Here is a 15,065-nt window from a genome sequence, read left to right on the forward strand (position 1 = left end):
TGCCGCAATATACCGCACGATTCTTTTGTTGCCGAAGCAACTAATTTGTGCGAACCGTTCCAGACAAGGATGACGGCGAGGAAACCGCTGCGCCTGTTCATGGAGGAGACGATGCTCGGCAGAGAGGGTGCCGCGGGCAAGCGCCTGCGCATGCCTGAAAGTGATACGGGATCGCGCCTGGCGCGTCCCCCGTCAGCTCTCGGTGCCGCCGGTCACGGCGCCGAGATTCTCGTGCAGCCGGCGCAGCAGATCGATCAGCACCTCGCGCTCGTCTTTCGACAGACACGACAGCAGCCGCCGCTCCCGTTCGAACGCGGCGGCGATGACCTTGTCGTGGGTGGTGCGGCCCTTCGCCGTCAGCGAGATCGAATGGGTGCGGCCGTCGTTCGGATCGGTGCGGATCGACACGTGCCCGCGCTTCTCCAGGCCGGCAAGCGTGCGGCTCACCGGGCCCTTGTCGAAACCAATAACGTGGCAGATGCGCGAGGCCGGGATGCCGGGCTCGATCGCCAGCAGCGACATGATCCGCCATTCCGTGACGTTGACGCCGAACTGCTTCTGATAGAATGCGGTCGCACTGTTCGAGAGCTTGTTGGCGATGAAAGTGATGAAGGCCGGCACGTAACGATCAAGATCGAGCGTCGGCCCGGCATCAGTGGGCGCAGGTTTTTGGCGGGATCTGGTCGAAAGCGGCATCTCGGGAATCTGTTTCACGGCGTGGCCAATGACCTAAAGGCAAGCGCCGCCCTTTCACAAGATCAAAATGAGGGAGGACTTTCATGAGCGCACCCGGCTCCGCGACATCAGGCGTCCCGCATCTCGATGTCGATCCCTTCGACATGAACTTTCTTGCCGATCCCTATCCGGCCCACGAACTGCTGCGGGAGACCGGCCCGGTGGTCTATCTCGACAAATGGAAACTCTATGGCGTGGCGCGCTACGCCGAAGTGCATGCCGTGCTGAACGATCCCGCCACCTTCTGCTCCAGCCGCGGCGTTGGTCTCTCCGACTTCAAGAAGGAAACGCCGTGGCGGCCGCCGAGTCTGATCCTCGAGGCCGATCCGCCGGAGCACAGCCGGACCCGCGCCGTGCTGGCAAAAGTGTTGTCGCCGACCGTGATGAAGGGGCTGCGCGACCGCTTTGCCGCGGCGGCGGAGGAGCGGGTCGAACTGCTGATCCAAAAGCGCAGCTTCGATGCGATTGCCGATCTTGCGGAAGCCTATCCGCTCTCGATCTTCCCCGACGCGTTGGGGTTGAAGCCTGAGGGCCGCGATCACCTCATCCCGTATGCAAGCCTCGTCTTCAACGCGTTCGGCCCGCCGAACCAGCTGCGCCAGGACGCAATCGCGCGTTCGGCACCACACCAGGCCTATGTCACCGATCAGTGCCAGCGGGACAACCTCACGCCCGGTGGTATCGGCGCCTGCATCCATGCCCATGTCGACGAGGGTGTGATCACGGCGACCGAGGCCCCGCTGCTGGTGCGTTCGCTGCTGTCTGCCGGCCTCGACACCACGGTCAATGGCATCGGCGCGGCCCTCTATTGCCTGGCTCGCTTTCCAGATCAGTGGCAGCGCCTGCGCGGCGACCTCACGCTCGCGCGCAATGCGTTCGAGGAGGCTGTGCGGTTCGAGAGCCCGGTGCAGACGTTTTTCCGCACCACTACGCGGGAAGTCGAACTGTCGGGGGCGGGGATCGGCGAGGGCGAGAAGGTGCTGATGTTCCTCGCCGCGGCCAACCGCGATCCCAGACGCTGGGATCAGCCCGACAGCTACGACATCACCCGTCGCACATCGGGCCATGTCGGCTACGGCTCCGGCATTCACATGTGCGTCGGTCAGCTTGTGGCGCGGCTCGAGGGCGAGACGATGCTCTCGGCGCTGGCACGCCGCATCGAGAAGATCGAGATCGCGGGCGAGCCGAAGCGGCGTTTCAACAACACGCTGCGCGGGCTCGACAGCTTGCCGGTCGCGATCACGCCGGCATGACGCTGCTGGCGACGAAAACAATGAAGGGAAGGGATCAATGAGGAATTTGAAGTGGACGCTCGCGCTGGCAGCGAGCCTGATCGGCAGCGCGGCGAGCGCCGAGATTTCAGATAATGTCGTGCGCGTCGGCGTGCTCAACGACATCTCCGGCATTTTCCAGGACACCAACGGCATGGGCTCGGTCGAGGCCGCGCGCATGGCGGCCGAGGATTTCAACGGCGGCGGCAAGGGCATCAAGGTCGAGATCGTCTATGCCGATCACCAGAACAAGGCCGATGTCGGCAATGCGATTGCGCGCAAATGGCTCGATGTCGAAGGCGTCGATGCCATCGTCGACGTGCCGAATTCGGCGGTCGGCCTCTCCATCAACACGCTGCTGCGCGATAGCCGCATGACGTACCTCGCGTCGTCGACCGCGAGCGCCGATCTCACCGGCAAGGCCTGCTCGCCCAATACCATTCAATGGGTCAACGACACCTGGGCAACCGGCAACACCACGGCAGCGGCGATGATGTCGCGCGGCGGCAAGGACTGGTATTTCCTGACGGTCGACTACGCGCTCGGCAAGGGCATCGAGGCGGAAGCGCAGAAGTATATCGAAGGGCACGGCGGCAAGGTGCTGGGCTCCTCAAAACATCCGCTCGGCACGTCGGACTTCGCCTCGTTCCTGTTGCAGGCGCAGGGTTCGAAGGCGCGAGTGATCGGCCTCGCCAATGCCGGCGGTGACACCATCAACGCCGTGAAGCAGGCCGCCGAATTCGGCATTCAGCAGAGCGGGCAGAAGCTCGTTGCCTTCCTGCTCTTCATCAACGACGTCCACGGCATGGGCCTCAAGGTCGCGCAGGGGCTTCAGCTCATGGAAGCCTTCTATTGGGATATGAACGACGACACCCGCGCCTTCGCAAAACGCTTTGCTGCGCGGCCCGGCATGAACGGCAAGATGCCGAGCGGCAACCAGGCGGGGGTCTATGCCTCCACGCTTGCTTATCTCAACGCGGTCGCCGCGGCCGGCAGCGATAACGCCAAGGATGTCGTGCCGGAGATGAAGAAGTTCAGAGGCAAGGACAAGCTGTTCGGCGACACCGCGATCCGCCAGGACGGCCGCGTCGTGCATCCGATGTACCTGTTCGAGGTGAAGAAGCCGGAGGAGTCGAAATATCCGTATGATTATTACAAGCTGGTCTCGACGATCCCGGCAGAGCAGGCGTTCCGGCCGATGGCGGAAGGTGGGTGCGAGCTGGTGAAGTAGCGAAACTGCACCCTCTCCCGCAAGGGGGAAGGGAAAGGGCACCCGCGGTGGAACGGCGTCTCACTCCTTCGCGGCCATCACTTTCGCTGCATCTGCAATCCCTCGCGCCATCGAGACGAACTCGCTCGGCATCATCACCAGCGTCATCGTGTTCTGCTCGGCGCCGACTTCGGTGATCATCTGCATGCGGCGGAGCTCGAGGCCGGCGGGGTTCTGCATGATGACTTCGGCGGCCTGGCGCAATTGCTCGGCCGCGTCGAGCTCGGCCTCGGCCTTGATCAGACGGGCGCGCTTTTCGCGGAGCGCTTCAGCTTCCTGAGCAAGTGCGCGCTGCATGCTCGGCGGAATCTCCACGCTCTTCATCTGCACCAGCTCGACCTTGACGCCCCAGGGCTCAGTGGTCGTGTCGATTGCTTTCTGCATGACCTCGGCGATGGTGTCCTGCGCTTTCAGGATTTCATCGAGCGTATGCTGCCCGAGCACGGCACGGAGCGTCGTCAGCGAGACTTGCACGACCGCATTGGAAACGGCCTTGACCTCCATGACCGCAAGCTCGGGATCGACGATGCGATACCAGACCACTGCGTCGACCTTGATCGGCACGTTGTCGCGTGTGATGCCTTCCTGCTGCTCGACATTCGCGGTGATGGTGCGCAAATCGAGCTTGGTCTGCCATTCGAGAAACTGCCAGACCAGATACAGGCCCGGGCCGGCGGTGCGGTTAAATCTGCCAAGCCGGAACACGACGCTGCGTTCATATTGATTTGCGACGCGAATGCTCCCGAGGAAATAGGCGAGTGCTAGAAGAACGATGATCGTCAGATAAGGATGTGCGGCGACAAGCTCCATGATGAGCATGGATGCCTCCTGTTATTCATTGCGCGGCAAATTAAGTGACGCCGATCCCCCCTTTTCAAGGCCGCCGGCCGTGCACCCTTGGGCATATTTTTCGCAGTTAGCCTCTTGACGACTGGATCACGGCGTCTCGATTGAACGGTGCAGGAAAGGTGGAAGAAGCCCTACACCACCTTGCTGCTCCCCTGCGTGATCAGCCGCGCCGCGCGCTGGTCTCGTGCGTAGATCCAGAGCCAGCTCAGCGCGACGCTGAGGCGGTGACGCAGGCCGATCAGGAAGTAGATGTGGGCGATGCCCCAGATCCACCAGGCGATGGTGCCACGCAGTTTGACCTTGCCGAAGTCGATGACCGCGAGCCGCTTTCCGATCTGGGCTAGGCTGCCGGCGTGCTTGTAGCGGAACGCGCCCTTGCTCTCGCCGCGCAGTCGCGCCCTGATGGTCTCGGCGACATGCTTGCCCTGCTGCTTCGCCGCCGGCGCGATGCCCGGCACAGGCTTGCCGTCCCAGGCGTTGATGTTGATGGTGTCGCCAATCGCGAAGATCTCGGGATGGCCGGGGATGGTGAGATCCGACTCCACCTGCACGCGCCCGGCGCGATCCGCCGGCGCGCCCAGCCATTCGGCGGCGGGCGAAGCGCGCACGCCGGCAGCCCAGATCCGTGTCTTGGCATTCAACAGCTGACCGCCGAACACGACGCCCTCGCGGTTGATTTCGGTGACGGCTTGCCCGAGCACAACCTCGACGCCGATTTTTTCGAGCGAGGCCTGCGCGTAAGCCGAGAGGTCGTCAGGAAAACCCCCGAGCACGCGCGGTCCGGCTTCGATCAACACCACGCGCGCTTTGGTCGTGTCGATATTGCGGAAATCGCCGGGCAGGGTGTGGTGCGCCATCTCGGCGATGGTGCCGGCGAGTTCGACGCCGGTTGGACCGGCGCCGACGATGACGAAGGTCAGCCGCGCCGCGCGCCTTGCCGGGTCGGTCTCGCGCTCGGCGCGCTCGAACGCCACCAGAATGTGCCGGCGGAGCGTGGTGGCATCTTCCAGCGTCTTCAGGCCCGGTGCCCATGTCTCCCACTCGTCATGGCCGAAATAGGCGTGGCGTGCGCCGGTCGCGAGCACAAGCGTGTCGTAGGGCACCTCGCTGCCGTCGTCGATCAGCACGCAGCGCCTGTCAGCATCGACGCCGCTGACCGTCGCAAACAGCGTCGTCACCTCGCGCCGGTCGCGCATGAGATGGCGGATCGGCCAGGCGATCTCGCTGGTCGCAAGCGATGCGGTCGCGACCTGGTAGAGCAGCGGCTGAAACAGATGGTGGTTGCGGCGGTCGATCAGCGTGATCTCGACCGGCGCGCCCGCGAGCCGGTAGGTCGTCTCCAGCCCGCCGAAGCCGGCCCCGACGATGACAACGCGATGGGGAGTTGCGGCCATGATGCACCCTTCGAATCTCGCTGCGTCTCACCTTCATTTAAGAGCGGATTGAGCGCTGAGGTCCAATAGCTGTCATCAATCACTGCATAGGCTCGGCGTATCGATATTCCCCGTGAAAAAGCGCCGCAGCCTCAGCCGAAGTGAGTAGCATTATATTTCTTGCCATCCCCATTTGGGGCGAAATATGGTGCAGGGGCGGGCACTGAGCCATTGGCGGCGCGACGGATTTTGCGTTCAATAGCGAGTGACCCGGGGCGGCGATCACCCGGTTTCCGGGATCAATAATTTGGAGGGGAGTGGTTATGAGGACGGCATTCTGGCTGGCGGGCGCAGCGGCGCTGGTTCTGGCAAGTCCGGCATTCGCCGGCGACAGCATCAAGATCGGTTTCGTCTCGACCTTCAGCGGCCCGACCGCCGTGATCGGCAACGACATGCGCAACTCCTTCGAGCTCGCGCTCGATCATCTCGGGCGCAAGATGGGCGGCAAGCCTGTCGAGGTGATCTATGAGGACGATGGCCAGAAGCCTGACGTCGGCAAGCAGAAGACCGAGAAGCTGGTGCAGTCCGACAAGGTCGATTTTCTCGTCGGCTACATCTGGTCGAACGTGCTGCTGGCTTCGCTCAAGACCGCGGTGGATTCGCAAACCTTCATGATCTCCGCCAATGCCGGCCCGTCGCAGCTCGCGGGCGAACTGTGCAGCCCTTACGTGTTTTCGACCTCGTGGCAGAACGACCAGACGCCGGCCGCCATGGGCCTCTACATGAACGCGAACGGCGTCAAGAGCGTGTTCCTGATCGGGCCGAACTACGCCGCCGGCAAGGACATGCTTGCGGGCGTAAAGAGCACGTTCAAAGGTGAGGTCAAGGGTGAGGAATACACGGTGTGGCCGAGCCAGCTCGACTTCTCGGCTGAGCTGGCGAAAGCCCGTGCCTCCGGTGCCGAATCGATCTTCGTATTCTATCCCGGTGCGGCCGGTGCGCAGTTCCTCAATCAATATGTCCAGGCCGGCATGAAGAGCACCATGCCACTCTATACCGCCTTCACCGTCGACGAGACGACGCTGCCGTTGCAGAAGGAGAATGCGTTCGGCGTGCCCGGTGCGCAGGAGTGGGTGAACGACTTGCCCAACGAGCAGAACAAGAAGTTCGTCGCCGACTACCGCGCGAAATATCCCAGCGCTCGCCCGAGCTATTATGGTGCGCAGGCCTATGACGCGGCTCAGCTCATCAACAGTGCGGTGGTCGCCGTCGGCGGTGACACCTCCAAGAAGGATGCGATGAAGGCCGAAATGGAAAAGGCCAACTTCAAGTCACTGCGCGGCGCGTTCAAATACGGCAACAACCACATCCCGATCCAGAACTTCTATCTGCAGGACGTGGTGAAGGGCGCCGGTGGCGAGCTCGGGCTGAAGACCGTCGCGACCATCGTCACCAACGATCAGGACCGCTTCCACGACAAGTGCCCGATGAAGTGAGGCCTTGCCTCTTCCCCTTTCCTCGCGCGGAGAGGGGAAGTTCTCGCCTTGCTTGCGCCGGTGGGCTGCGACCGATTGATGACGGCTCCCGCTTGAGCGCGCCGCGCAAAATCTTGCGCCGGTCCGATTTCAGACTCAAATCCGCCAACGATTGATTCGAACCTATCTGAATAGGGCCGGGGGCATGTCCTTGGGGGACTCGCCGATGAGTGACAAAGATTTATCGCAGTCTAAGGCGCGGACAATTAATTCAACGGCGGACGGAATCGTGTCCGACGATGCTCTCGAACTTCTATCGCCGCAACTACGGGAGGAGTTCGACGACGATGAATCGCCGTCGAACGAGGTCTTGCAATTGCTCGAGGAGAATGCGCGGCTTCGGGCGCTCAACGTCGAGCTCTCGAACCTGCTCGGCGATTTGCCTGATATCGCGTGGGGGGCTGCGTTGACGTCCGCAGAGGCGATCCGGTCCATTCGCCGAAAGATCGCGACTTAAGTGTTGCAGCGAGATGCGGCGAGACGGGCGCCGCATCCGCCTCACACCCGCGGGATGCTCGCGGGTCGCACCTCGCGTGCCTGCGCCGCGAGTCTGATGCCGGCATTGGGCGCGCCAAAGCCCTGGTAGCTCCTGCGCTCGACGATCTCGAAGAAGAAGCGCTCGTCGAAAATGTGGGTGTAGACCTGGAAGAATTCGCCGTCGCCCTCGCGGTCGTAGAGGATGTGGTTGGTGCGGAGCTTGGCCATGACATCAGGGGCGAGGTCGTATTTGGCTTCGATGTCGTCGTAGTAATTGTCGGGGATGTCGAGGAAGCCGGCGCCGCGGGCGCGCATCGCGGCGACGGTGGCGAAGATGTCCTCGCACGCGAACGCGACGTGCTGCACGCCCGAGCCGAAGAACTCCGAGATGAAACGCGCCGGCAGCGTGCGGTTGGCGGAGGAGCCGTTGACGACGAAGCGCAGGCTTTGGTCGCCATTGATGAGCGCCTGGCTCTGAACGAGCCCGCGAGGGTCCGCGATCTCCATCTGCGGCAGGCGCTTGAGGTCGAGGATGCCGGTGTAGAACAGCAGCCAGGACAGCATGTCGTCATAGGGCATCGACTGCGCGATATGGTCGACCGCGAGCAGCGCATCCGCGCTGGCATCGCTTGCGATGGCTTCGAAATCCGTGTCCCAGTTCTTGCCGGCCTGATCGAGGAAATAGAGCAGGCTGCCGCCGACCCCGTGGATCGCGGGGATCTCCAGCTCGCCCGGTCCGACCGGCTGGTAGAAGGTACGCGCCTTCAGCGTCTCGGCCCGCTGCATGGCAAGGCCGGCATTGTCGACATCGAGCGCGATGGCGCAGACGCCGGGGCCGTGGGTCACGTAATGCGAATGCGCAAAGCCGTCGGTCTCGGAGTTGATCACAAGCTCGACCTTACCCTGAGACCAGCGCTCCACCGCCTTGCTGCGATGCTTACCGGTCTTGCGGAAGCCGAGTTGCGAAAACAAATGCGCAAGCTCGCCGGCCTTGGTCTCGTTGACGGCGAACTCGATGAAGCCGGTGCCGCTGCTCTTGGCCTTCGGTGCCAGCGGTTCGCCGACCAGCTTCGGCCAATCGGGTGCAAGCTGGTCCTGCAGCAGGATCAGCGAGCGCAGGCCGTCGACCGCGGTCTGCGCCGCCGAGCCGGCGCGGAACTGGTCGTTGAAGATCTCGAGCGACCACGGGCCGGAATAGCCAGTCGCCGCGATTGCCTGCATGAATTCGACGACTGGCAGGTCGCCCTGGCCGGGGAATGAGCGGAAGTGCCGGCTCCACGACAAAATGTCGAGCTCGAGCTTGGGCGCATCGGCGAGCTGCACCAGAAAGATCTGGTCGCCGGGGATCGAGGCCATCGCGCGGACGGGGAAGCCTGGCGCCAGCGCATGAAAGCTGTCGAGGATGACGCCAATCGCAGGATGATCGGCGCGCCGCACGATCTCCCAGGCGTCGCGATAGTCGTTGACGTGGCGGCCCCAGGCCAGCGCCTCGTAACCGACGCGCAAGCCGCGCTTGGCGGCGCGGTCGCCGAGCTCGCGAAAATCATCCGCGGCGCGGTCGATACCGCCGAGCGAGGCGGGCGACACGTTGGAGCAGATCAGCAACAGGTCAGTACCGAGCTCCTGCATCAGATCGAACTTGCGATCCGCGCGGGCGAAGTTGCGCGCGCGCTGCGGCTCCGGCATGCCCTCGAAATCGCGGAACGGCTGGAATGCACAGATCTCGAGATTGAGGTCCTTGCAGAGCTTTGCGATGTCGCGTGGGCCAGAACCGAACGATAGCAAATCGTTCTCGAAGATCTCGACCGCCTCGAAGCCCGCGGATGCAATGGCGCGCAGCTTTTCGTCCAGGGCGCCTGAGAGAGAGACGGTTGCGATCGAGCGTTTGTTCATGCTGCTGTCTCCTCCATGGCTCCCCCGAGGAAGAGCTGGCCGATTCTTGGATCGTTCAAGATGCGCTTCGCGCCGTCGACCATGCGGGTCTGGCCGAGTTCGAGCACGATGCCGATGTCCGAGATTTCCAACGCCGAGCGGGCGTTCTGCTCGATCATCAAAACGGTGACGCCGCGGTCGCGCAAGGATTTGAGAATGTCGAAGGTCTGCTGCACCATCAGCGGCGACAGGCCGATCGAGGGTTCGTCGATCAGCACCAGCTTCGGTTCGAGCAGCAGCGAGCGCGCGATCTCGAGCTGCTTCTGCTCGCCGCCCGAAAGCGTCGACGCCTGCTGCGTCGACTTCTTCCTCAGCGCGGGAAACAGATCAAGGGCGGCCTCGATTCGTGCCGGGAGGTCGATGCCTTTGCCGGCGGAAACGCCGCCGAGCTCGATGTTGCTGCGGACCGAGAGCTCGGGAAAGATGTTGCGGCCCTGCGGCACGTAGCAGATGCCGGCATTGAGCAGCGCGCGCTGGCTCAGGTTCGTGACATCGCGTCCGGCAAAGCTGATCTTGCCTTCGCGCAGCTTCAGGAGGCCGAAGATCGCCTTGAACACGGTGGATTTGCCGGCGCCGTTAGGGCCGATGATCGTGGTAATCGTCGCCGGCGGCACCGCGAATGTGGTGCCGTTCAAGATCGTCATCTTGCCGTAGCCGCCGACGAGATTGTGAACCGAGAGGATCGGGTCGCTCATGGCTCGCGCTCCCTAATGTCCGAGATAGGCTTCGATCACGGCGGGGTTCTTGCGGACCTCGTCCGGCCGTCCCATCGCCAGCACCTTGCCCTCCGCCATCACCATTACGCGCGAACACAGCGACATCACGAATTCCATGTTGTGCTCGATCACGACGAAGGTCGCGTTCTTCTCGCGGTTGATGGCGACGAGCCTGTCCTTGAGATCCGCCAGCATCGACGGGTTGACGCCGCCGGCGGGTTCGTCGAGCAGCACCAGGCGGGGCCCACCCATGAACGCCATCGCGGCATCGAGCAGCTTTTGCTGGCCGTAGGAGAGGCCGCCGGCCGGCTCGTCGGCGAGATGGTCGAGCTTGAAGAAGCCGATCATCTGGTTGGCTGCATCTGTCAGGCCGGCATCGGAGCGGCCGACCAGGCGCGAGGCCATGTTGCCCTGGTGCTCCTGTCCCGCGAGGATCAGGTTCTCGCGCACGGAGAGTTTTGGAAAGACTTGCAGGAGCTGGAAGGTGCGGCTGACGCCCAACTTGTTCAGTTCTGACGGGCGCAGGCCGGTAACGAGCTTGCCGTCGAGCTTGACCTCGCCGCCCGTCGGAGTGAGCTGGCCGAGAATGCAGTTAAACAACGTCGACTTGCCGCAGCCGTTCGGGCCGATCAGGCCGAGGATCTCGCCTTCGCGCACGTCGAAGGAGACGCCGTCGACTGCGGTGATGCCGCCAAAGCTCTTCTTGATATCTGTGACTTCGAGCACCGCACTCATTGCGCCGTCTCCAGGCGGGATTTGGCGACGGCGCGCAGCGCTGAGGCCGCCTTGGTGCGTCGGGCGGCCGTGGTGCGGTCGAGGATCCCGAGAATGCCGGTCGGTGACCAGATCAGAAGCCCCATCACCGCGACCGCGTAGAGCATCAGATAGTAGCCTTCGGTGAAGCGCAGCCATTCCGGCAGCAGCACCGCGATCATCGCTCCCAGGAAGGGGCCGAAATAGAATCCGGCGCCGCCGACGATCACCATCATCAGGAGATCGAGCGAGAGCGACAGGTTGAACGGAACGGGGTCGATATATTGCGTCAGTGGCGCGTAGAGCGCCCCGGCGACGCCGCCGAGTGCCGAGCCGATCGCGAAGGCCATCAACGTGTAGCGGCGGGTGTCGATGCCGAGCGACTGGGCGCGCAGCGGATTCTCGCGCAGCGCCATGAAGGCGCGGCCCCAGGGTGAGCGGATCAGCCACCACACCGCGAGCGATACGATCGCAAGCGAGCCGAGGCAGACATAATAGAACGGCAGCGGCTTGTTGGTCGGGATGCCGAAAAAGTGGGGACGGGGAATATTGGAGATCCCGTAGATGCCGCCGGTGAGCCAGCTCTCGTTGCGGAACACCAGGAAGGCCAGCGTCGAGAAGGCGAGCGTGACGAAGGCGAGGTAGTGATGCTGCACGCGCAGCGCGGGATAACCGAGCACCCAGCCGACCGCGAAGGCAAGCACGATCGCCGCTACGATCGCGGCCGGCAGCGGCCAGCCATGCGTCGTCATGATCGCGGAAGCATAGGCGCCGATGCCGACGAAAGCGCCCTGTGCCAGCGATACCTGTCCGGCATAGCCGAGCGTGAGGTTGAGGCCCATCGCGGCGATGGTCATCACCGCCCATTGGCTAAGGATGAACAGGCCGTAGCGGTTGAAGTTCATGGGAATCACGATCAGACCGGCGACGACGATGAGGCCGAGCGCGATCTTCAGGGGTTTGGCGAAACCGCTCATACCGTGCGCTCCTCGGCGCGGCCGAGCAGCCCTTGTGGCCGGAACAGGATGACGGCGATCAGGAAGATCATCGGCACCGCGGCGCGGTACTGCGTCGAGACATAGGCGGCGGCGAGGTTGTCGAGCACGCCGATCAAGAGGCCTCCGGCGATGGCGCCGCGCACCTGGTTGAAGCCGCCGACGATCGCCGCGATGAAGGCGGCCTGGCCCAGCACTTCGCCGGACGAGAACTTTGCCAGATAGATCGGCGTGATCAGCAGCGAGGCCAGCGCGACCAGGAAGGCGTTGATCAGGAAGGTCAGCAGGATCATGCGCTCGACCGGCACGCCGATGATGCGTGCGACCGTCGGGTTCTGCGCCGCCGCCTGCATCTGGTGGCCGAGCGAGGTGCGGTTGAGCAGCGTCGTCAGGCCGAAAACGGCGAGGATGGCGACGGCGAGGACGCCGATGCTTTGCAGCGATACAGCGTAGCCGAGGATGGAGATGTCGCCTGTGGGCACGATCGACGGGAAAGGCGACGCCTCCGCGCTGAAGAATTGCTTCACCGCCTCCTTGATCCCGATCGCCAGCGCCATCGTCGCGATTGCCAGTGGCAGCACGCCATGGCGCATCATTGGATCCACCAGCAGCATCTTGAACGCGAGGCCGAGCAGGATCATCGAGAGCAGGATGCCGAGGATGATCGCGAGCCAGAACGGCGCGCCGACATGCATCACCGCCAGCATCAAAAACGCCGGCAGCATCACGAACTCGCCTTGGGCGAAATTGATGGTCTGCGAGGTCTGCCACAGCAGCGTGAAACCGACCGCCACCAGCGCATAGATCGCGCCGGTGGCGAGGCCCGCGACCAGAAGATCGAACAGATTTGACATGTTCCTCTTTCGTGTCCCTTGCCCGGCTCCGTCGTCTCCCTCGCCCCGCACTTGCGGGGAGAGGGGCGGGGTGAGGGGCTATCTCCGCGAATTCAACTGTCACCGCCATTGCGGAAGCGGCCCCTCACCCCACCCCTCTCCCCGTAAGAACGGGGAGAGGGAGAAGAAGGATTTCTCCCCGCGAAAGGTGAGGTGAAAGACCTCGTCCCTCACTTCAGCTTCGGCAGCACCTGCTTCACCACCTGCTTGCCCTCGACGACCTCGACCAGGAAGCTCTGCCGATCGATGTCGCCGTTCCCATCGAAGGTGACGTCCATCAGGATGCCGGGCTCCTCAGTGGCCTTGATCGTCAGGCCGTGCAGTGTGTCGGCGAACGCCTTGGAATCGACCTTGCCCATCTTCTCGGTGGTGGCCTTCACCATGTAGACGGCGAGATAACCCTTCAGGCCGTTATGGTCGGGGACGTAATTGTACTTCTTGGAGAAGCGGTCACGGAATCCCTTGATCAGGTCGACCGGCGCATCGGTGGTGAGGCCGACGTGGCCGCGCGCGCCGTTGGCGGCATCGCCGGCGAGCTCGATCACCTTCTGGCCGATCAGCGTGGTCTCGCCCATCAGTGGCGCTGTGACGCCCTGGCGCTTGAGCTCCTTCAGGATGCGCGCGCTCTCTTCCTCGTTGAGATAGACGAACACGGCGTCGGGATTGGCGGCCTTGATCTTGCCGACGTCGGCGGCGAAATCGGCTTGTCCCGCTTCGGTGGAGAGATCGGCGACGACCTTCGAGCCAAGGCGCTCGAGCTCCTTGGTTACGACGTCACGCCCGCCACGGCCAAAGTCATTGTTGACCCAGACCACCGCGACCGACTTCGCCTTCATGTCGTCGTGGATGTACTTTGCGACCTTCGGCATCGAGGATTGCTGACCGAACGAAGTGCGGAACAGGAACTTGTTGCCGGCCTGCGTCAGCTCCGCCGCTTCACCACCCATGATCTGCGCGATGCCAGCTTCGGCGGCGAGCGGTGCGGTGACCTTCACGGAGCCGGAATAGCCTGGCCCGAGCAGCACATAGGGTTCGGCGTCGAGCGCCTTCTGAACCTGCGCGCGGGCAACGCCGGGATTGGATTGCGAATCGGCGTGGGTGACTTCAAGCTTGCGGCCGAGCACGCCGCCCTTGGCATTGATCTCCTCGATCGCGAGGTCGATGCCGTTCTTCCAGTTGGTGCCGACGGTGGCACCGCCACCCGAAAGCTCAGCGACGTCGGCGAGCTTGATCGCCTGTGCGAAAGCGCTCGTGGTCGTGATTGCGGTGAGCAGCGCGCCCACCAATAGCGTCGATTTCATCGTCCTCTCCTCCCGTTACAGTTTTGCAAGCGGCCTTGTGTCCGGCCGCTTCGCCTCAAGCTGCCTGATAGGCGGCGCTGCGCGCAGCCATCACGGCGTCAAAAGCCTCTCCCATGACTTCGGTCGATGGGGCAAGGCCCGTGAACAGTTCGAACGCGTCGGCGGCCTGGTAGATCGCAAGCTCGCGTCCGGTCATGATCCGCGTACCTTTTTCCCGCGCTGCGGCAAGGAGCGGCGTGATCAGCGGGGAATAGACGGCGTCGGCAACCCACAGATCGGCGCGCAGAAGTGCCGGCGCGACCGGGGTGTCGCGGTTCGGGAGCATGCCGACCGGCGTGCCGTTGACGAGGCCGGTTGCGCCGTCGAGCGCATCTTCCGCGCTCGTGGCCACTCGCGCGCCACCATGCGGGGCCAGCAGCGCGGCGAGCTTTTCGGCCCGCGCCGGCTCGCTGTCGAAAATGCGGAGGTCAGTCACCTTCAGGCTCGCCAGCGCAAAGGCGATCGCCTTGCCGACGCCGCCGGTCCCGATTACGGCGACCGCATTTCCGGCAGGTGCAAGCAGCGGCTTGACGGCGCGTGCAAAGCCGGTGGTGTCGGTATTGTGGCCGATCAACCGGCCGTTCTTGACGACGATCGTGTTGACTGCGGCCATGGTGGCCGCGGTCGTGGCCAACTCGTCGAGCAGCGGCACCACGGCTTCCTTGTAGGGGAAGGTGACGTTGACGCCGGCAAAGCCGAGCCGCCGGACGCCCTCGAGCATCATGTTGAGCCCGGCGGCATCGGCTCCCGCGACCTCGATGAGCTGGTAATGGCCGCGCAGGCCGAGCGCCTCGGCCGCGCGCTCATGCATGGCGGGGGAGGCGGAATGGGCGATCGGCGCGCCGATCAGGCCGGTCAGGAGTTTTTTGGAGGCAGCAGGTCCGCGGCTAGACATGATCCATTATCGTCTCTTGGTCGTCGCTCGA

General features: G+C 63.6%; 14 protein-coding genes. 4 read left to right on the plus strand and 10 right to left on the minus strand.

Annotated features, from left to right (window positions below; all coding sequences use genetic code 11):
• Nucleotides 1-192 precede the first annotated feature (192 nt).
• Entirely contained in the window at nucleotides 193-696 is a 504-nt protein-coding gene (locus M2427_RS03845; RefSeq protein ID WP_280705206.1) for a MarR family winged helix-turn-helix transcriptional regulator, read from the minus strand.
• Between the two features lie 83 nt (nucleotides 697-779).
• On the opposite strand from M2427_RS03845, the gene M2427_RS03850 reads away from it, so the two are divergent.
• Both M2427_RS03850 and M2427_RS03855 read left to right on the plus strand, forming a co-directional pair.
• On the plus strand, nucleotides 780-1,988 hold the full coding sequence (locus M2427_RS03850) for a cytochrome P450 (RefSeq protein ID WP_280704844.1): 1,209 nt from the start codon (nucleotides 780-782) through the stop codon (nucleotides 1,986-1,988).
• 37 nt (nucleotides 1,989-2,025) lie between these two features.
• A complete protein-coding gene (locus M2427_RS03855; RefSeq protein WP_280704846.1) occupies nucleotides 2,026-3,237 on the plus strand; it encodes an ABC transporter substrate-binding protein in 1,212 nt (403 codons plus the stop codon).
• 60 nt (nucleotides 3,238-3,297) lie between these two features.
• On the opposite strand, the gene M2427_RS03860 is transcribed toward M2427_RS03855, so the two are convergent.
• A complete protein-coding gene (locus M2427_RS03860; protein WP_280704847.1) occupies nucleotides 3,298-4,095 on the minus strand; it encodes an SPFH domain-containing protein in 798 nt (265 codons plus the stop codon).
• A gap of 161 nt (nucleotides 4,096-4,256) precedes the next feature.
• On the minus strand, nucleotides 4,257-5,519 hold the full coding sequence (locus tag M2427_RS03865) for an NAD(P)/FAD-dependent oxidoreductase (protein WP_280704848.1): 1,263 nt from the start codon (nucleotides 5,517-5,519) through the stop codon (nucleotides 4,257-4,259).
• A gap of 302 nt (nucleotides 5,520-5,821) precedes the next feature.
• Here M2427_RS03865 and M2427_RS03870 point away from each other — a divergent pair, with 302 nt between their 5' ends.
• Both M2427_RS03870 and M2427_RS03875 read left to right on the plus strand, forming a co-directional pair.
• Nucleotides 5,822-6,994, plus strand: coding sequence for an ABC transporter substrate-binding protein (locus tag M2427_RS03870; protein ID WP_280704849.1), 1,173 nt, complete (start codon nucleotides 5,822-5,824; stop codon nucleotides 6,992-6,994).
• A 205-nt stretch (nucleotides 6,995-7,199) separates the two neighbouring features.
• A complete protein-coding gene (locus tag M2427_RS03875; RefSeq protein ID WP_280704850.1) occupies nucleotides 7,200-7,490 on the plus strand; it encodes a hypothetical protein in 291 nt (96 codons plus the stop codon).
• A gap of 41 nt (nucleotides 7,491-7,531) precedes the next feature.
• Here the strand turns inward: M2427_RS03875 and M2427_RS03880 are convergent, their stop codons facing one another.
• From M2427_RS03880 to M2427_RS03910, 7 genes are all read right to left on the minus strand, one after another.
• Nucleotides 7,532-9,403: a sugar phosphate isomerase/epimerase and 4-hydroxyphenylpyruvate domain-containing protein gene (locus M2427_RS03880; RefSeq protein WP_280704851.1), complete on the minus strand. Its 1,872-nt coding sequence runs from the start codon at nucleotides 9,401-9,403 to the stop codon at nucleotides 7,532-7,534.
• The gene (locus M2427_RS03885; protein ID WP_280704852.1) at nucleotides 9,400-10,137 is read right to left on the minus strand and encodes an ABC transporter ATP-binding protein; all 738 of its coding nucleotides are present in this window, start codon (nucleotides 10,135-10,137) and stop codon (nucleotides 9,400-9,402) included. The genes M2427_RS03880 and M2427_RS03885 overlap by 4 nt, the downstream gene beginning before the upstream one ends.
• A gap of 12 nt (nucleotides 10,138-10,149) precedes the next feature.
• Nucleotides 10,150-10,893, minus strand: coding sequence for an ABC transporter ATP-binding protein (locus M2427_RS03890; RefSeq protein WP_280704853.1), 744 nt, complete (start codon nucleotides 10,891-10,893; stop codon nucleotides 10,150-10,152).
• A complete protein-coding gene (locus M2427_RS03895) occupies nucleotides 10,890-11,888 on the minus strand; it encodes a branched-chain amino acid ABC transporter permease (RefSeq protein WP_280704854.1) in 999 nt (332 codons plus the stop codon). Before M2427_RS03895 ends, M2427_RS03890 begins: the two co-directional genes overlap by 4 nt.
• A complete protein-coding gene (locus M2427_RS03900; protein ID WP_280704855.1) occupies nucleotides 11,885-12,760 on the minus strand; it encodes a branched-chain amino acid ABC transporter permease in 876 nt (291 codons plus the stop codon). The genes M2427_RS03895 and M2427_RS03900 overlap by 4 nt, the downstream gene beginning before the upstream one ends.
• Nucleotides 12,761-12,969: 209 nt before the next feature.
• Complete coding sequence (locus tag M2427_RS03905; RefSeq protein ID WP_280704856.1) at nucleotides 12,970-14,100, minus strand: ABC transporter substrate-binding protein; 1,131 nt, start codon at nucleotides 14,098-14,100, stop codon at nucleotides 12,970-12,972.
• Between the two features lie 55 nt (nucleotides 14,101-14,155).
• Nucleotides 14,156-15,034: a shikimate dehydrogenase gene (locus M2427_RS03910; protein ID WP_280704857.1), complete on the minus strand. Its 879-nt coding sequence runs from the start codon at nucleotides 15,032-15,034 to the stop codon at nucleotides 14,156-14,158.
• Nucleotides 15,035-15,065 lie beyond the last annotated feature (31 nt).

The organism is Bradyrhizobium sp. BR13661, assembly GCF_029892425.1.
In the GTDB taxonomy this organism is placed as follows: Bacteria; Pseudomonadota; Alphaproteobacteria; order Rhizobiales; family Xanthobacteraceae; genus Bradyrhizobium.